The 18,556-nt window shown below is 29.0% G+C and carries 18 protein-coding genes and 1 tRNA gene; 3 read left to right on the top strand and 16 right to left on the bottom strand.

Translation table 11 applies throughout. From position 1 onward, the window contains the following. The first annotated feature begins 1 nt into the window (after window position 1). Window positions 2-1,132, top strand: a complete 1,131-nt coding sequence (locus LJD32_RS00645) for a glycerate kinase (RefSeq protein WP_227391470.1) — start codon at window positions 2-4, stop codon at window positions 1,130-1,132. On the opposite strand, the gene LJD32_RS00650 is transcribed toward LJD32_RS00645, so the two are convergent. From LJD32_RS00650 to LJD32_RS00670, 5 genes are all read right to left on the bottom strand, one after another. Next, window positions 1,129-1,986: a DMT family transporter gene (locus LJD32_RS00650; RefSeq protein WP_227391469.1), complete on the bottom strand. Its 858-nt coding sequence runs from the start codon at window positions 1,984-1,986 to the stop codon at window positions 1,129-1,131. The genes LJD32_RS00645 and LJD32_RS00650 overlap by 4 nt on opposite strands. 39 nt (window positions 1,987-2,025) lie before the next feature. Beyond that, window positions 2,026-2,235, bottom strand: coding sequence for a cold-shock protein (locus LJD32_RS00655; protein WP_022002898.1), 210 nt, complete (start codon window positions 2,233-2,235; stop codon window positions 2,026-2,028). A 68-nt stretch (window positions 2,236-2,303) separates the two neighbouring features. Continuing rightward, window positions 2,304-2,975, bottom strand: coding sequence for a YiiX/YebB-like N1pC/P60 family cysteine hydrolase (locus tag LJD32_RS00660; protein ID WP_032090510.1), 672 nt, complete (start codon window positions 2,973-2,975; stop codon window positions 2,304-2,306). Between the two features lie 8 nt (window positions 2,976-2,983). Beyond that, window positions 2,984-5,122 carry a Tex family protein gene (locus LJD32_RS00665; protein WP_227391468.1) on the bottom strand — a complete coding sequence of 713 codons (2,139 nt, stop codon included), beginning with the start codon at window positions 5,120-5,122 and terminating at the stop codon, window positions 2,984-2,986. Window positions 5,123-5,132: 10 nt separating this feature from the next. Further along, the gene (locus LJD32_RS00670) at window positions 5,133-5,543 is read right to left on the bottom strand and encodes an NUDIX hydrolase (RefSeq protein WP_175301570.1); all 411 of its coding nucleotides are present in this window, start codon (window positions 5,541-5,543) and stop codon (window positions 5,133-5,135) included. Between the two features lie 101 nt (window positions 5,544-5,644). On the opposite strand from LJD32_RS00670, the gene pepV reads away from it, so the two are divergent. Beyond that, window positions 5,645-7,012: a dipeptidase PepV gene (pepV, locus tag LJD32_RS00675; RefSeq protein WP_119363693.1), complete on the top strand. Its 1,368-nt coding sequence runs from the start codon at window positions 5,645-5,647 to the stop codon at window positions 7,010-7,012. 61 nt (window positions 7,013-7,073) lie between these two features. Here the strand turns inward: pepV and LJD32_RS00680 are convergent. The 5 genes from LJD32_RS00680 to ftsE form a co-directional block, all read right to left on the bottom strand. After that, a tRNA-Leu gene (locus tag LJD32_RS00680) sits at window positions 7,074-7,158 on the bottom strand. Between the two features lie 47 nt (window positions 7,159-7,205). Next, entirely contained in the window at window positions 7,206-8,150 is a 945-nt protein-coding gene (gene metA, locus LJD32_RS00685) for a homoserine O-acetyltransferase MetA (RefSeq protein WP_032090514.1), read from the bottom strand. 14 nt (window positions 8,151-8,164) lie between these two features. Further along, window positions 8,165-9,409 (bottom strand): deoxyguanosinetriphosphate triphosphohydrolase family protein, encoded by a 1,245-nt coding sequence (locus LJD32_RS00690; protein WP_227391467.1) that lies wholly within the window; start codon window positions 9,407-9,409, stop codon window positions 8,165-8,167. 75 nt (window positions 9,410-9,484) lie between these two features. Next, on the bottom strand, window positions 9,485-10,396 hold the full coding sequence (gene ftsX / locus LJD32_RS00695; RefSeq protein WP_032090516.1) for a permease-like cell division protein FtsX: 912 nt from the start codon (window positions 10,394-10,396) through the stop codon (window positions 9,485-9,487). Further along, on the bottom strand, window positions 10,396-11,079 hold the full coding sequence (gene ftsE / locus LJD32_RS00700) for a cell division ATP-binding protein FtsE (protein ID WP_022002906.1): 684 nt from the start codon (window positions 11,077-11,079) through the stop codon (window positions 10,396-10,398). Before ftsE ends, ftsX begins: the two co-directional genes overlap by 1 nt. A gap of 112 nt (window positions 11,080-11,191) precedes the next feature. Here ftsE and LJD32_RS00705 point away from each other — a divergent pair, with 112 nt between their 5' ends. Next, window positions 11,192-11,629, top strand: coding sequence for a hypothetical protein (locus tag LJD32_RS00705; protein ID WP_175301574.1), 438 nt, complete (start codon window positions 11,192-11,194; stop codon window positions 11,627-11,629). 8 nt (window positions 11,630-11,637) lie between these two features. Here LJD32_RS00705 and LJD32_RS00710 read toward each other — a convergent pair whose 3' ends face one another. The 6 genes from LJD32_RS00710 to LJD32_RS00735 all read right to left on the bottom strand — a co-directional run bounded on the left by LJD32_RS00710 (window position 11,638) and on the right by LJD32_RS00735 (window position 18,487). Continuing rightward, a complete protein-coding gene (locus LJD32_RS00710; protein ID WP_227391466.1) occupies window positions 11,638-12,501 on the bottom strand; it encodes a YitT family protein in 864 nt (287 codons plus the stop codon). Next, a complete protein-coding gene (gene prfB / locus LJD32_RS00715) occupies window positions 12,491-13,609 on the bottom strand; it encodes a peptide chain release factor 2 (RefSeq protein WP_227391465.1) in 1,119 nt (372 codons plus the stop codon). The genes LJD32_RS00710 and prfB overlap by 11 nt, the downstream gene beginning before the upstream one ends. Further along, window positions 13,609-16,242 carry a preprotein translocase subunit SecA gene (secA, locus tag LJD32_RS00720; protein ID WP_032090518.1) on the bottom strand — a complete coding sequence of 878 codons (2,634 nt, stop codon included), beginning with the start codon at window positions 16,240-16,242 and terminating at the stop codon, window positions 13,609-13,611. Before secA ends, prfB begins: the two co-directional genes overlap by 1 nt. Before the next feature lie 112 nt (window positions 16,243-16,354). Further along, window positions 16,355-16,558 (bottom strand): cold-shock protein, encoded by a 204-nt coding sequence (locus tag LJD32_RS00725; RefSeq protein WP_022002911.1) that lies wholly within the window; start codon window positions 16,556-16,558, stop codon window positions 16,355-16,357. A gap of 235 nt (window positions 16,559-16,793) precedes the next feature. Then, window positions 16,794-17,423 (bottom strand): ComF family protein, encoded by a 630-nt coding sequence (locus LJD32_RS00730; RefSeq protein ID WP_022002912.1) that lies wholly within the window; start codon window positions 17,421-17,423, stop codon window positions 16,794-16,796. After that, a complete protein-coding gene (locus LJD32_RS00735) occupies window positions 17,372-18,487 on the bottom strand; it encodes a DEAD/DEAH box helicase (RefSeq protein ID WP_147579508.1) in 1,116 nt (371 codons plus the stop codon). Before LJD32_RS00735 ends, LJD32_RS00730 begins: the two co-directional genes overlap by 52 nt. Between the last annotated feature and the right edge of the window lie 69 nt (window positions 18,488-18,556).

Genomic DNA, 18,556 nt, shown 5'->3' on the forward strand with positions numbered 1-18,556 from the left:
TATGAAAATATTAATTGCAAGTGATTCTTATAAAGGAAGTTTATCTTCTTCAGAAGTATCTAAAAGTATTCAAAAAGGATTTAAAGAAGTTTTTGAAGATGTTTCTTTTAAAACGCTATCAATGGCTGATGGAGGAGAAGGAACAACACAAGCTATTGTTGAATCCTTAAATGGTCAATATATAACAATTGACTGTCATAATGCCTTACAAGAGCCTATTCAAGCAAGCTATGGTATCACTAGTCAAGGAGCTATTATTGAAATGGCAAGTGCTTCTGGACTGCCTCTTGTTAAAGAAAAGAAAATTAGAGAAGCAAATACAAAAGGAACTGGTGAACTTATTAAAGATGCACTAGATCGTCATTGTCAAAAAATCTATCTTGGAATTGGCGGTTCAGCTACCAATGATGGTGGGATTGGAATGGCTCATCATTTAGGAATTCGTTTTTTAGATAAAAATCACCAAGTTTTAGAACCTATTCCTGAAAACTTACCTTTCATTGAAGATATTGATACTCATCAACTTGATTCTCGAATAAAAGATACACAAATCATCGTCATGTGTGATGTAACAAATCCACTTTGTGGTAAAACAGGTGCCAGTACTATCTATGGCCCTCAAAAAGGAGCTAATGAAAAGGATATTCAATTTTTAGATCAAGGATTAAAACATCTTGTAGAAATATGTATTAAAAAAGGCTATCAAGATTATAGTGAAGAAGCTGGTTCTGGAGCTGCTGGTGGTTTGGGATTTAGTTTAATGACGTTTTTAAATGCTAAACTACAAAGTGGAATTGAAACTGTTTTAGATGTTGTTCATTTTGATGAATACGTCAAAGATTGTGATCTTGTTATTAGCGGTGAAGGACGTATTGATCATCAATCGATGTATGGAAAAGTACCTACTGGAGTGAGTCAAAGAGCAAAAAAATATGGTGTTGACACAGTTTGTATTGTTGGCTCTATTGGAGAAAATGTTGGTGATATTTATGATTGTATTACCACGATTGAAAGTTGTATCGATCATTGTTGTCCTTTAGAAGAAGCTTTAGAAAATGCTGGTGAAAATGTTTATAAAGCTGCTTTTAGGCTTGCAAGAAGTATTCAATTAGGGCGAAAGATGCGTCACTAAACGCATCTTTTTTGTTTCATAAAATTCCAAAAAGCAACTCCAATGATAATTATATAACCGATTACACTATAAACATCAGGTACTTGATTTAATAAGAAAAATCCAAGTAGAGCTGCAAAAATAACTTGTGTATAATCATAAATCGATATTTCTTTAGCAGGTGCATATGTATAAGCATTCGTAATTGAAAATTGTCCTCCTGCTGCCATTAATCCTGCCATGAGTAAACAACCAATTTGTTGAAGTGTCATAGGTTGAAAATGAGAAATTAAATAAGGTACAACAGATAAACATGAAAATAATGAGAAAAAGAAAACAATTTTTGCTCCAGCAACACCTTGTTGTCCTAATTTTCTAACACAGGTATAAGCAATCCCTGCTCCCATCGCTCCTAAAACTCCAATAAACGAATTGATATTACTTACAAAATGAATAGAAGGTTTAATTACAAATAAACTTCCTATAAAAGCAATCACAACTGTTACTTTTTGAATCGTATTTGCTTTTTCTTTTAAAAATAATGAAGAAAAGATAATAACGAAAAATGGTGATAACTTATTAAGCATAGATGCATCACTTACTAATAAATGATCTACTGCATAAAAATTACATAAGATACCTAACGTTCCAAAAGTAGAACGTAAAAGCAACATCGGTATATCCTTCTTTTGATAGGTAAAACCTTCTTTACTTTTAATTAGAATAATAAATGCAAAAAGTGCTGCAATTAAATTACGAAAAAAACTTTTTTGAATAGATGATAAATCACCTGATAACTTAACAAAAACATTCATACTTGCAAAAAAGAATGCTGCCATCATAATAAATAACATTCCCTTTTTTGTATCGTTCATAAAATACCCCCTTAAAACAAAAGAATAAGGACACTGTCCTTATTCAGTAATTTTAACAACTTGATGTGCTTGAAGACCACGATCTCCTTCAACTAATTCAAACTCAACCTTTTGTCCAGGATCAATTGTTTTAAATCCTTCTTGAACAAGTTGTGAATAGTGGAAGAAAATATCTCTTTCTTCACCTTCCATGTTGATAAATCCAAAACCTTTATCTTTGTTAAAATTCTTTACAATACCAATAGCCATGAACACTTCTTCTCCTTTTTTTTATCTACTTAATATTTTACATCATATTGCTTATCTAGACAACCATATTATTCTAAAATTAAAACATTTTTCACCAATTTTTTTTCTACAAGTTCTTCTATTAAATCTGTTGGTGAAATAATACGATATTTAAAAACTTGTGTTTGTTTAGAAAGAGTGATATTCATTTTTTTTAATGAACAAACCACCAGCTCACTACAATATAATTCTTGATCACTTGATAAATCCATTTGATAATCATAAGGATAATTTAAATAATCTAAAGCATTTTTCAAAAAATCTTTAATAAAAGTATTCTCTTTTAAAAAACGAAAACATGTCATGGCTTTTAAATAAGACTCATTTTTTAAATTAGCCATTTGATCAAAGGTACGTATCTGTACACCTCCAACATTTGCATCTAAAACAAGTATTTCCTTTTGCGTTTTATACATCTTCATGATTTTTTCATAATATGGAAAAGAAGTATCCAAAAGTTCTTGAACTTGTTTTAAACTTCCTAAATAGATAAGTGTATGTTTCCACCTACCAGGAATCGCAATATTTGAAATATAATGACTATTTTCAATATTAATAATATCCCCACATTGCAACTTTGAAAAATTTTCTGAAACCTCTTCATAACTAAAATTTTCCTTTTGAGTTGATACCTCGATATCTTTTTTTTGTGTACATCCCACAAGACATAAACATAATATCAAAGCATATATTCTATACACATCATCACCTAGATCATACTTAAACTTACTCTTTTTTTATTTAAATCAACATCTATGACATTGACTTCTACAATATCCCCTATACTTAAAACATCTAATGGATGTTTAATTCTTTGTTTTGACATTTTTGATATATGCACTAAACCATCATTTTTTAAGTCAATATCCACAAAAGCTCCAAAATCAACAACATTTCTAACAGTTCCTTCTAAAACCATTCCTGGTTTTAGATCTTCTATATGAAGAATATCTTTTTTTAAAAGTGGTGTTTGATATTGATCTCTAATTGAACGATTTGGTTTAATTAAACAATCAATAATATCATCTAATGTATATTGGTCAATTTTTAAAGTTTCTATAACTTCTTTTTTATTAATTTTTAATAATTTATCTTTAAGTTCCACTGTTCCTAAATCAGCTAATGATAATTGACATAAATTTAATAAATCTAAAGCTTGTTGATAATTTTCAGGATGAATAGCAGTAGCATCTAATGGATGATCACCATCTAAGACACGTAAAAAACCTATTGCTTGTGTATATGTTTTGGCTCCTAATTTTTTTACATTTTTTATTTCATTTCGATTATGAAATTTACCATGTTCATTTCGATATAAAACAATTTGTTGTGCTACACCAGCATTTAATCCTGCAACATATTTAAGTAATGACTTAGAAGCTGTATTGATATCAACACCTACATTATTTACTGTTTTTTCAACAACGAAATCCAATTGTTCTTCTAAATTTTTTTCAGGAATATCATGTTGATATTGTCCAACTGAAATTGCTTTGGGTTCAATTTTAACAAGTTCAGCAAGTGGATCTTGTAAACGTCTTGCAATTGATACTGCAGATCTTTCTTCTACATGATAATCTGGAAATTCTTCTTTAGCAATTTGACTCGCTGAATAAACAGAAGCACCTGCTTCAGAAATAATAGCAAATTCTACATTTAAATGATGTTCTTGAATAAGTTTAGCAATAAAGGCTTCTGATTCTCTTGAAGCAGTTCCATTTCCAATAGCAATAATTTCAATTTTATATTTTGAAATAATATCTAATAAAATTTTAATATCTTTATCATAATTATCTTTAGGTAAAGTAATAAAGACTTTATCAATGTGTAAGACTTTACCTGTTTGATCAACAACTGCTAATTTACATCCTGTTCGATAAGCAGGATCAACACCTAAGACCATTTTATTTTTTAATGGTGCTTGTAATAAAAGATTTTCTAAATTGACTGAAAAGACTTTTAATGCTTGTTCATTAGCTTTTTCTGTTAATTCTTTTCTTATTTCTCTTTCAATAGAAGGGAATAATAATCTTTGATAACTGTCTTCTACTGCTTTTTGAATGTATGGTAAAAGATTTGTTTCTCTGCTTTTTGTAACACCTCTTGTAATGTATTGTAAATAATAATCTTTATCTCCTTCTATATTTACATTGATTACTTTTTCTTTTTCAGCTCGATTGATTGCTAAAATACGATGTGATACTAAAGTTTTTACTTTTTCTTGATAGTTATAATACATTTCATAAACTTTATTTTCATCATCATGTTTTTTCTTTTCACTTGTTTTTAAAATACCACCTTTATAAAGCATATCTTTTAAAAACTTACGATATTTAATATCATCAGCAATATCTTCAGCAATAATATCTAAAGCTCCTTGAATGGCATCTTCTACATTTAAAACATCATCATTTAAATATTTTTTAGCTTCTACTAAAATATCTCCTTTATTTAAAGCTAAGATCCATTTAGCTAAAGGTTCTAATCCTTTTGCTTTAGCGGCTGTTGCTTTTGTTTTTCTTTTTTCTTTATAAGGACGATAAAGATCTTCAACTTCGCTTAATTGTGTAGCTTTTAAAATATCTGTTTTTAGTTTTTCATTTAACATTCCTTTTTCATCAATTAAACGAATAACATCTTCTTTTCTTTTTAATAAATTCACTTGATATTGATAATATTTATCAATTGTACGTATTTGATCTTCATCTAAAGCACCCGTCTTTTCTTTTCGATAACGTGCTATAAAAGGAACTGTATTACCTTCTTCTAATAAAGATAAAACTGCTTCAATTTGATGTACTCTTACATTTAATTCTTCACTAATTGTTTTAATAATTTCTTGATTCATATAAACCTCTTTAAATACTTGTATATTCTTTTAACGTATAGATAATATCTTGGTAAATTTCATCACATAAATAATCTTTTAATTCATCAATTGGACACCATTTATAATCCGTATGTTCAAAAGAAATAGCAACATGATCATCATCTGTAGATGCTAAATAACCAATACCTACTGTTTGATAATCCTTTCTTATTTTGGTAAAAGTATATGCTGGTTTAACAACATCGATCGTTAAACCCGTTTCTTCTTTCAATTCTCTTTTTAAAGCTTCATTCGGTGTTTCCCCATATTCTAAACCGCCCCCAGGAAGCTCCCAATATCCTAGTCCATCACTAGATGGTCTAACTCTTTTCATTAATAATACTTTTTGTTTAAAAACAACAATTCCTTTTACTGTAATATGAAATCTTATATTTTCCATTGATATTTCCCCCTATACTGTCTTTATCATAACATTATTTTATCAAATATGTTTAAAAATTATTATGAAAAATGTATAATATATGCTGAGGTGATTTTAATATGATTAACTTTAAAGAAGAAGTCGAAAAAAGAAAGGAACAGCTTATTCAAGATATTGAAACATTATGTGCAATTCCTTCCGTTTATAATGAAAAAACAATCGGTGAAAACCAACCTTATGGAAGTGAATGTAGACAAGCTCTTGATGCTATGTTAGCAATTGGAAAAAGAGATGGTTTTGTTGTACATGATGAAAATGGTTATGCTGGACATATAGATATTGGTGATCAAGAAGAAAGTTTTGGTATTTTAGGTCATTTGGATGTTGTTCCTGTTGATTCAAGAGGATGGGACAGCGATCCATTTAAAGTGGTTCAAGCTAATGGTAAACTTTATGGTAGAGGTGTTGCTGATGATAAAGGACCTTTACTTGCTGGATATTATGCTGCTAAAATCATTCATGATTTAGATTTACCTGTTAAAAAGAAAATTCGTGTTATTTTTGGTTGTGATGAAGAACGTGGATCTTCTTGCGTTGAACATTACTTTACTAAGAATCCATATCCATCTATGGGATTTACTCCTGATGCTGAATTCCCTGTTGTTTATGGTGAAAAAGGAATTGTTCGTTTCCATATAACAGGAAATGTAAAAAAAGATGGATTGATTGCAATGGTAGCTGGTGATCGTGTAAATATTGTTCCTGGTGAATGTGAAGCAATTATCGAAGGCAATCATAAACAATATGAAGAATCATTTAAACAATTTTTAAGTGATCATCATGTAACTGGTATCATTGAAGAAGAAGGAAATTGTACAAAGCTTGTCTTAAAAGGAAAAAGCGCACATGCTTCTTTACCAGAAGAAGGAATTAACGCTGTAAGTTTACTTGCAACTTATTTAGATACTGTTATTAATAATAAACTTGTACATTTTATCGCAACTTATTTAAATGATTATTATGGAAAAGGTTTACAAATTAATCATGAAGGATTAATGGGTAAATTAACAATGAATTTAGGTGTTGTCAAATATGTTAAAGAAGATGCTGATATTGAATTAGACTTACGTTGTCCTCATGAAATTGATTTAAAGGAAATGTGTGATGGTGTAAAAGAATTATGTCAGTCTCTTGGATTAAATTTAGAAAGTGATATTCATGAACCACTTTATATCGATCCAAACAGTGAGCTTGTTCAAAAACTTCATAAAGCTTATGTTGAAGTTTCAGGTGATACAGAAAGTCAACCACAAGCAATTGGTGGAGGAACTTATGCTAAATCAATGCCAAATTGTGTAGCTTTTGGATGTGAATTCAAAGATGAAGATAACGCAATTCATGGTAACAATGAAAACATAAAGATTGATTCATTATTAAAATCAACAGAAATCTTTGCTAAAGCAATTTATGATTTAATTAAAGAATAGAAATTTCTATTCTTTTTTTATACAAAAAAACTTATCTTTAAAGATAAGCTTATCAACTCTATGGTGCGGCCGACCGGACTTGAACCGGCACGGCATAAGCCATAGGTCCCTCAAACCTACGTGTATACCAATTTCACCACGGCCGCATCTAACATATTTAATTTAACACATTTTGAAGATAAAAACAAGACGACTATTTGTTAGTCGTCTTCATTTTTAATAAATCATCTAAGTTATATGGTGTATTTTGATATACATAATAGTTAAGCCAATTTGAAAATAATAAATAGGCATGACTACGCCACTTAACTAAGATTTCATCATTGACATCATCATTTTTATAATAGTTTTTAGGCATTACACAATCCCCACCTTTAGCTAAATCACGATGATATTCCTTATCTAATGTATCTGGATCATATTCTGGATGCCCTGTAACAAAAAATCTTGACCCGTCCTTTTCTGCTACCAAATAAACACCCGCATCGTTTGAAGAAGCTAAAATATCTAATGAATCAATTTTTTCAATATCTTCTTTTTTAACAGAAGTATATCTTGAATGGGGTGCATAAAATTGATAATCAAAACCTCTTAGAATTCTTCTTCTCATCTTTTCTGGATTTGTATGATGATGATAAACACCTGTTAATTTTTCTTTCAATTGATATTTTTCAACACCATAATAATAATATAAAGATGCTTGAGAAGCCCAACAAATAAAGAATGAAGAAAAGACATTTGTATTGGCCCAATCAAAAATATTTGTAAGTTCATCCCAATAATCTACATCCTCAAATTTTAATTTTTCAACAGGAGCACCTGTTACAATCAAACCATCATACTTATTATCTTTAATTTCATTAAAGGTTTTATAAAATTCCATTAAATGTTCTTGTGATGTATTTTTAGAATTATGACTTTCCATACATAACCAATCTACTTCAATTTGTAAAGGTGTATTAGAAAGCAATCTTAATAGCTGTGTTTCTGTCACGATTTTAGTTGGCATAATATTAACAATAATTAATTTTAATGGACGAATTCTTTGTGATAAAGCTCTTGTTTCATCCATAACAAAGATATTTTCTTCTTTTAATATTTTACTTGCTGGTAAATCATTTGGTATTTTTATTGGCATATGTAACTTCCTCTCTATGAAAATGAAATAAATTCATTGAATATTTTTAATATATAGGCATCTGACATTCCTGATAAATAATCTATAATACTTTTAGCCATTGCATTTTTATCATGTTCAAAATCATAAATAATATGATTTTGATATAATGGATTTCTATTAAAATGCTTCATTTGACTATACTTTTCTAACCAATGCATATATCCTTGAATAGTTACAGGATATTTTTTTTGATCTTTCTTTAAAGCTTCTAAAACATTTATTTGATTATCATTTGCTATCTTATCATATTTATATAAAAATTGAAAAATAGAATTTAAAATAAGTTGTACATAATTTGTGTGGACTTCTATACGATCAATTAGATAAATATTTTGATAATTGAATTTCATAATATACTTCATGACTTCAAAAGCTTCATCTGATAAGCATATTCCTTTCTCTATAGAAGAATTTTGACAAACATCTAATATAAAATAATTAACAATTGTTCCATTATTAATAGCATCAAAATGAGATTTTGTTAATTGATTTAGATGATTTCTTAAATCTTCTACAAGCTGTTCATCAATAATATTTAATCGTAAAGCATCTTCAATATCCCTAGCAAGATAAGCAATTTTATCTGACATTTTAACAACACAGCCTTCCCAAGTATAAGGATTGTATTGCCCAGGATATAAATAATCTTTTAAATCAATAGATTCATTCCTTTTAATAATTGCTTTTTGATTCATTTCTCCACAATGAGAAATAATTCCATCTCTTACAGCATACGTTAAATTTAAATTTCTACGAACATGATGATTATCTTCCAAAGTTTCAATTTGATCTACAAAATATAAACTATTTTTTTCATGCCAAAAATCTTGTAGACCATGTTCTTTAGAAATCTGATTAATGATCTTTTCTCCACCATGTCCAAAAGGTGCATGTCCTAAATCATGTCCAACAGCAATTGCTCTTGTAAGTTCTGTATTTAATCCTAAATAATGAGCAATAGTATAACTTACTGAATCTACAAGATTTACATGCTCACTTCTTGTACAAACATGATCATCTTCAACTGCAAAAAAAACTTGCGTCTTATGTTTCAATCTACGATAAGCAAGAGAAAAAATAATACGATTATAATCTCTAGAAAAAGGACTTCTTAAATCATTTTTTCTTTGATAAAGTGCTTCATTTCTTGAAATTGCTTGTTGATATTGAGGATGATTTTCATACATTGCTTCTTTTAAAAAACTATTTTTTGACATTTTTTATACCTCGCTTTTTCATTATATAAAAATTAAAAAAAAAGATAAAGAAAAAGATTATCTTTCGATAATCTTTTAGAATTTTAAGAATCTTCTCATTGAAACAAAACTTCCAATTAAACCTACTCCAGCACCTAAGCCAGCTAAAATAAATGAGAAATCTCTAATAAATGGCATTGGGGCTTTTAATACAAGCATTGATGACATTAATGAACCACCTGTATAGTTATATAACGCTCCATAACCATAAACAAGAACAAGAATTGGAATAATTGCTCCAAACAATCCAATGAGCATACCTTCTAACATAAATGGAATACGAATGTACCAGTTACTTGCTCCAACCATTCTCATAATTGAAATTTCAGTAGATCTTGCTGTAATTGTAATTTTAATTGTATTAGATATCATGAATAAGGCGACAATAACTAAACCAACAATAAAAACTGATCCAGCTTTTTGTATTGTATTCAATGTTGTGACCATACTTTGTGTAGAATCACCACCATAATTAACAGAATTTACATTAGGAATATCTTGAATCTTTTTAGCTAAACTTGCAAGTTTTGTTGGATCTTTTGCTTCTACTTCATAAGCAGAACCTAAAGGATTATCTTCACGATAAGACTCAAATAACGTCTTACCATCTTTACCTTGTTTATCGATAAGTTTATTCAACTCTTCATCTTTTGATGAATATGTAATAGATCCAACACCTTTAAGTTTTTTGATTTGATTCCCTACTTCTTTTTCAGCATTTTCATCAATCGATCTTTCTAATTTAACATAAATACGCACGCCATCTTCAATATTTGCTGAAATATCTTGAACATTAAGTGCTAAAACACTAATAACACCAATAAGTAATAAAGTAATTGTTACAGCAAAAATTGAAGAAAAAGACATTGCACCATTTCTCCATAAATTAACCAATGATTCTTTAAAATGTTTTGGTAAATTTTTTATACAACTTATTAATTCTTTCATTATAAATCATATCCTCCTAAAGATGTATCAGCATTAATGCAACCATCTTCCATTAAAATTGTACGTTTTTTATGTTCTTGTACAATCTTTTGATCGTGAGTTACAACTAACACAGTTGTCCCTTGTTCTTCATTAATACGCATTAATACATTAATAATTTCTTTTGAAGTTTCTGGATCCAAGTTTCCTGTTGGTTCATCAGCAATTAAAACTTTTGGACGATTTACAATTGCTCTAGCAATTGCAACTCTTTGTTGTTGACCACCTGATAATTCATGAGGAAAAGCATTGACCTTATCTTCCAAACCAACAAGCTCTAATGTTGCTCTTACACGTCTTCTGATTTCTACGCGTGGTGTATCAATAACTTCTAAGGCATAGGCAACGTTTTCAAAAACTGTTTTTTTAGGTAATAATCTAAAATTTTGAAAAACAACACCTATATTTCTTCTAAAATAAGGTACTTTACTATTTTTAATTTTAGAAACATCTTGTCCCACAACTTCAACTTTTCCTGAAGTTGGTTTTTCTTCACGATATAATAACTTAATAAAAGTAGATTTTCCTGCACCAGTTGTACCGATAACATATACAAATTCTCCAGGTTCAATTGTAAGATTTACATCATTAAGTGCTCTTACTCCTGTTTTATAAATTTTTGTAACATTTGTTAGTTTTATCATTTCTATTCAGCTCCCAGGAGTATTATAGCACAATTTGTAAGTTTTGTTTGAATATTGAGTCTATTAATTATGTTTTTTCATGTTATAATATGTTTATTGAAGGAGTGGCTAAATGAAAAGAATATGCCCTAGATGCAATAATGAACTATCTACAAATTGTTATGTAAAAGATAAAGGAATCAATACTTTAAGCTATCTAGAATTAATTATAAAAAAAGATCAATTCAATAAAGAACATAAAGAAATTAAATCATGTTATTGTCCTAAATGTGGTTATGTAGAACTTTATGTTGATGTCGATCATCAAAATCAACATTTAAAAAAGGATGATGATTTAAATTCTTTAAGACAAACTGTAAGGCAATATGCTATTGATTATCATCAACGTATAGAATTAGAAAGAAAAAAAAATGAAGGAAAAGAAATTCTAGATAAAAAAAGGAAACTTGAATCTCTTATTTATCAATCACATATACAAAACGATAAAAAAAGAAAACGTAAAAAAACTTTACGTAAAACACATTTACTAAAAAAAGTGCTAAGAAAATAGCACTTTTTTTATAAATCTATATTAGGTAATGTAAATCCTCTTCCTCTTACATTATGTGTCTCATTTGTAATAATAAATGCTGCCTCATCAATTTTTAAAATTTCATTGGTAAGTGTCACTAATTCTCGGCGGCTGACAACAGACATCACTGCATACATATCTTGTTTTTTATAACCTGTGGTAATATTCATAAGCGTACATCCTCGATCTATTTGATCATAAAGAATACTTTGAATCTCATTCCATTTTGGTGAAATGATCAATACTTGAATTTTAGATTCACCTAATAAAATCATTTTATCCATGACCAAAGCAGTAATCAAAACAACTAAAATACCATAAAGAATTTGTTCAACATTTGAAAAAGGAACTTGTAAAGCTAGGATAATACAATCAAAGCCATTAATAAGAACAGTCGTAGAAATACCTGTTTTTTTATTTAGAACTAATGGTGGTATATCCATTCCTCCGGTACTTGCTCCCATTCTTAAAACAAGTCCTAATCCTCCACCTACAAAAATTCCTGCATAAACAGAGGATAAGAGTAAATCATTTGTAAGATGTGTAACCCCCGAAGTATTTTCAAATATTGTTAAAAATGTTGGGAAAATAATTGTACTTAATAATGTTTTAGCTGCAAAAGATTTTCCTAGAAAAAAATAGCCTGCAATAAACATAATAATATTGATTACATAAACAACAAGCGATAAAGGAATTCCTGTTATTTGTTTGACAATTAATCCTAACCCAGAAGCACCACCAACAATAATCCCATGAGGGGTAATGAAAGCACAAATTCCAAATGCTAGAATAGCATTACCAATAACAATCACAGCAATTTCTAAACATTTTTTAAAAAATTTATTCTTCATGACTACCCTCCTGTATACGAGATTTCAAATACGCATAAATAAAATCATCTAAGTTTCCATCTAAAACATCTTTAGGATTATTAGACTCATATAATGAACGATTATCTTTTACTAAAGAATATGGATGTAAAACATAAGAGCGAATTTGTGAACCCCAAGCAATTTCTTTCTGCTCACCTTGTATTTCTTTTAATTCTTTTGCTTGTTTTTCTTCCATTAAAGCAAATAACTTACTTTTTAACATCATCATTGCTTGTTCTCTATTTTGAATTTGGCTTCTTTGACTTTGACAAGTAACGACTGTTCCTGTAGGAATATGGGTAATCCTAACTGCTGAATCTGTTTTATTAATATGTTGTCCACCTGCTCCACTTGCACGATAAGTATCAATTCTTAAATCTTCTGGTTTAATGTCAATTTCAATTGTATCATCTAATTCAGGAATAACATCAATGGATGCAAATGAAGTATGACGTCTTTTGGAAGAATCAAATGGAGATATTCTAACAAGTCGATGAACACCTTTTTCAGCCTTTAAATGTCCATAAGCATATTTTCCTTTAACCAAGAAAGTAACTGATTTAATACCTGCAACATCTCCATCTAAATAATCTAAAACTTCTATTTTAAAATCTTTCGACGAACAATATCTTTGGTACATACGATACAACATTTCTGCCCAATCTTGGCTTTCTGTCCCTCCTGCACCTGGATGAATTTCTACGATGGCATTAGCACTATCATACTTTCCAGATAAAAGTAAAATTTTTTCAAATTCACCCATTCTTTGTTCAAAATCTTGATAATCACTTTCTAAAATAGTTTGAAATTCTTGATCATCCGTTTCTTTAACTAATGTATATGTTTCATCTAATGAATTTAATGATTGACAAAGACTTTCATATTCATCAGTAATTTTTTTCATATCATTTAATTCGTCATAGATCTTTTTAGCTTTTGTTGGATCATCCCAAAAGTCATCTTGCATTGTTTGATATGAAAGACCTTCTATTTCTCTTAATTTTTCATCAATTTGTGCTGATTTTCTATATTCGTCTATTAATAAATGGGCTTGATAAAGCCCATTTTTTATTTCATATAATTCCATTATTTAAATTCTACTTCTAATTTTAAATGAGGAATATTTTCTTCTGCTGAACTACCAGGACGAATACCCATATGCACAATATTTTTAGAAATCATATCAACAATAGAAAGTTTCATTTGTTCAAACATATAGAACGCTTCTTCTGTATATTCAGAAAGTGGATTCTTTTGTGCATACGCACGTAAATAAATACCATTTCTAAGTTTAGTCATTGCATCAATATGATTGATCCAAGTATAATCAATAACTCCTAATAAAACACTTCTTTCATAATTAACGATTTTTGCATGATCAATATCTTTATTTAATCTCATTTGATATTGAGAGAAGCAAATTTCTGTTAAAGTTTCTAATAATTTCTTAGAATCATTTTTAACAACATCTTTATTCTTAGCATCAATTTCAGCAAGTAACATATAATTTTTAGCTACAAAATCTAAAACAGCATCCACATCAACTTCATCATGTTTACCATGAGTTGTACATCTATTGATTGTCATTTCAATTGCTTGATTGAACATACCTTTGATAATATCATCTAAATTATCTAATGACATGATTTCATCACGTTCTTTATACATAATTTCACGTTGTTGTCTCATAACATCATCATATTCAAGAATATGTTTACGTGAATCAAAGTTTTGACCTTCAACACGTTTTTGTGCATTTTCGATAGCTTTTGAAACCATTTTATTTTCAATAGCCATATCATCATCTAAATAATTACTAAATGATTGTAATTTTTCACCAGCAAATCTTTGCATTAATTCATCATCAAACGAAACATAGAATACAGAATATCCTGGGTCACCTTGACGTCCAGAACGTCCACGTAACTGATTATCAATACGTCTAGATTCATGTCTTTCAGAACCAATAACTGCTAAACCACCAATTTCAGGTACACCTTTACCAAGTTTAATGTCAGTACCACGACCCGCCATGTTTGTAGCGATTGTCACCGCTCCTTTTTGACCTGCTCTTGCAATGATTTCAGCTTCTTTAGCATGGTTTTTCGCATTTAATGTATTATGTTTAATTCCTCTTTTATCTAACATTTTTGATAAAATTTCTGAAGTTTCAACCGATACAGTCCCAATTAGAATTGGTTGACCATAAGCATGTCTTGCAACAACTTCATCACATAATGCTTTAAATTTATTTGTTTTTGTAGAATAGATCTTATCATTACGGTCATCACGAATAACTGGTTTATTTGTTGGAATTTCAATAACACGCATGTTATAGATCATCATAAATTCTTCTTCTTCTGTTTTTGCAGTACCAGTCATCCCTGCTAATTTATTAAATAGTCTGAAGAAATTTTGATATGTGATTGTTGCTCTTGTTTCTGTTTCTTCTTTAATTGGAACACCTTCTTTAGCTTCAATTGCTTGATGTAACCCATCAGAATAAGCACGTCCTGGCATAACACGTCCAGTAAATTGATCAATGATCATAATTTTTGCATTACGAATATCTCTTGTACCATCTTCTGTTGCAATCATATATTCAACATCACGAGTCATCGCATAGTTTGCTTTTAATGCTTGATTGATATGATGAACTAATGAAGTATGTTGAATATCATATAAGTTATCAATCTTAAATCCTTTTTCTGCTTTTTCGATTCCTTTTGGAGTTAATGAAACCGTTTTTGTTTCAATATCAACTTCATAATCTTTTTCAGCAATTAATGATTTAACAAAACGATCTGCTTGTAAATATAAAGCAGCTGTATTTTTCTTACCACCTGAAATAATCAATGGTGTTCTTGATTCATCAATTAAAATAGAGTCAACTTCGTCGATCAAAGCATAGTTAAGTCCTTTAACTAATACTTTATCTTCCATTGAAGTAACCATATTATCTCTTAAATAGTCAAAACCTAATTCAGCATTTGTTGTATAAGTAACATCACAACCATGTGCTTCTTGTTTTTGTTGAGGTGTTAATTCTCTTTTATTTAATCCAACTGTTAATCCTAAAAATTCTAATACTTTACCATTATTTCTAGCATCACGTTCAGCCAAATAGTCATTAACAGTAATAACGTGAACTCCTTTTCCAGTTAATGCATTTAAATAAACTGGGAAAATAGAAGTTAATGTTTTACCTTCACCTGTTTTCATTTCAGCAATATCACCATTATGTAATGCAATACCACCCATTAATTGAACTTTAAAAGCTTTTAAATGAATTTGACGCCATGCAGCTTCTCTTGCAACTGCAAAAGCATCAATTAAAATATCATCTAATTCACTACCGTTATTTAATTTTTCTTTTAATACATTTGTTTGATTTGCTAATTCTTCATCAGACAAAGCACTATACTTATCTTCTAAAGAAATAATTTCTTGAGCAATCTTATCTAATTTTTTAAGTTGTTTTCTTTCATCATCGAAAACACCTTTAATTTTTGAAACAAAGCCTTTTTTTGTTTTTTGAGGTGTTGTAGAAAATGGAATAACTTCTCCATTATATTCTTCATTTTTAAAATCTTCTACATGTATATCTTCACCTTGTTGATCTTGTAAATCAACAATATTTTTAGCTGCTTCAACATCGATTCCTAATTTAGCGTTTTTCTTTTTAATTTCTTTTCTTATTTCTTGCTTTCTACTAGCCATACATACACGCTCCTTTTACGCTTGTAATCGAGTTTAATTATATCAAATAATTGTGATTATTAAAAGCAAAATTTAAATATCCCTACTTAAAATAAAAATCTAGAGATTATCTCTAGATTTTTACGACATGTTTTGCCTGCATACCGCGTTCGCTTTGATATAATTCAAACTCAACTAATTCGCCTTCATTAAGTGTTTTATATCCATTTTGAACAATTTGGCTATAATGAACAAAGACATCTTTTCCTTCTCCTCGATCAATAAATCCAAATCCCTTTTCGGCATTAAACCATTTGACTCTTCCTTGCACTTTCATCATCCTTTCCTTGTCTATTTCAGTATATTTAATATTTTATAAAAAAGTTATCATTTTCATTCGACAAATAAATTTTACGTGTCATTTATAACAAAAAAATGTCATCTCTATTGTCAAATAGTTCACACTATTTTACATATTTGTTGAAAAAGTAATAAAAAACATTTCTAGCAAAAGCATAAAGCTTACCCTTACTATTGGTTAGTGGTTTTCTTAGTGTCTACAATAGAATTGATTATTTTTTAAAATAATCAATATGAGGGCAAGCCAATACTAATGCTTTTATTTGTTTAGGGTGATATTTTTCTACTTGCTGAAACGCTGCTTGTAAAGTATTTGATGAAGTCATCACATCATCAAATATTAAAACATTCTTCTTATAAAGAAGATTTCCCTCTTTAATAGATAATATTTTCTTTACTTGGCTTCGATCTTTTTGTTTTGTCTGTTTGTAGTCTTCTTTTTTATACAAACCTGTAAAAATATGTTGAGAAAATGTCTTAACAATTTCAACATTAGGACAAAAGCCACGTCTTTTATTATCTTTTTGACTACTAGGAATAACAACAATGATATAATTTTTGTAGGTCCTTTTTAATTCTTGAAATGATTCTATAAAACAATCTTTTAAAGCATAATCATCTAATGCTTTATATTGAAAAAGGAGTTGTCTAAAAAAATCATTATATTCATATAAAACCTTGACATGATATCCTTGAATCCTTATATCACTATTTATTATTTTAAATTTTCTTATACAGCTTAAACAAAGAGAAGAATTATTCACCAAGTGAAAAAGATCTTGTTGTTGATTTAACTCTTTATGGCAGATAAGGCATTGCTTTGTTGAAGATCCTTGATACATTCTTTAATAGCCTTCGTTTGTCTATTTGTATAAATGATAATATCTCCATTTGTATAGGGTACTTTTCGCCCTGTTCGCCCTGCTATTTGAATAAGTATTTCTTTATCAAAAAGGGGATGTTCACCATGTAAAATAATAACTTGTACATTTTCAACAGTCATTCCTCTTTCTAAAACTGTTGTACATACAATAACATCTATTTCATGGGATTTAATCATTTCTAATGATTGATGAATATTTTGTTCTTTTGACGTAGCACAGTGACTTTTAATAGAAAAGAATTTAAGAAATTTTTGTACTTGTCTTGTCATTTCAATACGTGGTACAAAAAGAAACACCGGTTTTTTATCTTTTTGATACTTTTTTAATTGATAAACAAGATGACACAACATCATAAAGTTTCCCATTACCTTACAAGTAGGAATTGGTAATGGTTGATGATGAAACCTTTGTAAGACTTGTACATCTCCACTTTCAATCGTTGCAGACATAAACACATAATTTCCCTTTATACTATTCATTAATATATTTTCCAAAACTTCATTATCACGATATGGAAAAGCATCATACTCATCTAAAATCAATAAATCAAACATTCGTGGATACCGATACAGCTGATGTGTTGTACAAATAATAAATTGTCCTTCTAAACACTCTGTATGTCCTCCATAAACAAGAATGGGCTGAATATTAAAAAATTGTTTTTGAATTCTCTTTGCTAATTCTATAACCAATTCTTTTCTTGGCATCGTCAAACAAACATGATGTCCTAAATTCAATGCATATTCAATGACACCATAAATCATTTCCGTCTTTCCTGCTCCTGTTACTGCTTTTAATACTGTATTTTGATGATTTTGATATCTTTCTATCAATAATCTTGAAGTTCTTTCTTGTTCTAAGTTTAATGAATAATTTAAATGATAGTATATTTTCTTTTCATTTTTAACAGGTTTTAAGTTAACTGTCTTTGTAGAAAAAGCAATACATTTTCTACAATAAATACGCCCATTGTTTTCAAAAAAATATTGAACATCTTCATTTTGACATCTCGAACATTTCATCTTCTTCACCCACATCTATTTTAATACATTTTACAAAATAATTCGTCTCGAATTTGTTTCACATTTGTC

The sequence above is a fragment of the Faecalibacillus sp. TM498 genome, assembly GCF_020589955.1.
Taxonomy (GTDB): domain Bacteria; phylum Bacillota_I; class Bacilli_A; order Erysipelotrichales; family Coprobacillaceae; genus Faecalibacillus; species Faecalibacillus intestinalis.

Coding starts and splice junctions, on each gene's coding strand:
- LJD32_RS00645 (WP_227391470.1), top strand. CDS start 2: ATGAAAATATTAATTGCAAGTGATTCTTATAAAGGAAGTTTATCTTCT.
- LJD32_RS00650 (WP_227391469.1), bottom strand. CDS start 1,986: ATGAACGATACAAAAAAGGGAATGTTATTTATTATGATGGCAGCATTC.
- LJD32_RS00655 (WP_022002898.1), bottom strand. CDS start 2,235: ATGGCTATTGGTATTGTAAAGAATTTTAACAAAGATAAAGGTTTTGGA.
- LJD32_RS00665 (WP_227391468.1), bottom strand. CDS start 5,122: ATGAATCAAGAAATTATTAAAACAATTAGTGAAGAATTAAATGTAAGA.
- LJD32_RS00670 (WP_175301570.1), bottom strand. CDS start 5,543: ATGGAAAATATAAGATTTCATATTACAGTAAAAGGAATTGTTGTTTTT.
- pepV (WP_119363693.1), top strand. CDS start 5,645: ATGATTAACTTTAAAGAAGAAGTCGAAAAAAGAAAGGAACAGCTTATT.
- metA (WP_032090514.1), bottom strand. CDS start 8,150: ATGCCAATAAAAATACCAAATGATTTACCAGCAAGTAAAATATTAAAA.
- LJD32_RS00690 (WP_227391467.1), bottom strand. CDS start 9,409: ATGTCAAAAAATAGTTTTTTAAAAGAAGCAATGTATGAAAATCATCCT.
- ftsX (WP_032090516.1), bottom strand. CDS start 10,396: ATGAAAGAATTAATAAGTTGTATAAAAAATTTACCAAAACATTTTAAA.
- ftsE (WP_022002906.1), bottom strand. CDS start 11,079: ATGATAAAACTAACAAATGTTACAAAAATTTATAAAACAGGAGTAAGA.
- LJD32_RS00705 (WP_175301574.1), top strand. CDS start 11,192: ATGAAAAGAATATGCCCTAGATGCAATAATGAACTATCTACAAATTGT.
- LJD32_RS00710 (WP_227391466.1), bottom strand. CDS start 12,501: ATGAAGAATAAATTTTTTAAAAAATGTTTAGAAATTGCTGTGATTGTT.
- prfB (WP_227391465.1), bottom strand. CDS start 13,609: ATGGAATTATATGAAATAAAAAATGGGCTTTATCAAGCCCATTTATTA.
- secA (WP_032090518.1), bottom strand. CDS start 16,242: ATGGCTAGTAGAAAGCAAGAAATAAGAAAAGAAATTAAAAAGAAAAAC.
- LJD32_RS00725 (WP_022002911.1), bottom strand. CDS start 16,558: ATGAAAGTGCAAGGAAGAGTCAAATGGTTTAATGCCGAAAAGGGATTT.
- LJD32_RS00730 (WP_022002912.1), bottom strand. CDS start 17,423: ATGTATCAAGGATCTTCAACAAAGCAATGCCTTATCTGCCATAAAGAG.
- LJD32_RS00735 (WP_147579508.1), bottom strand. CDS start 18,487: ATGAAATGTTCGAGATGTCAAAATGAAGATGTTCAATATTTTTTTGAA.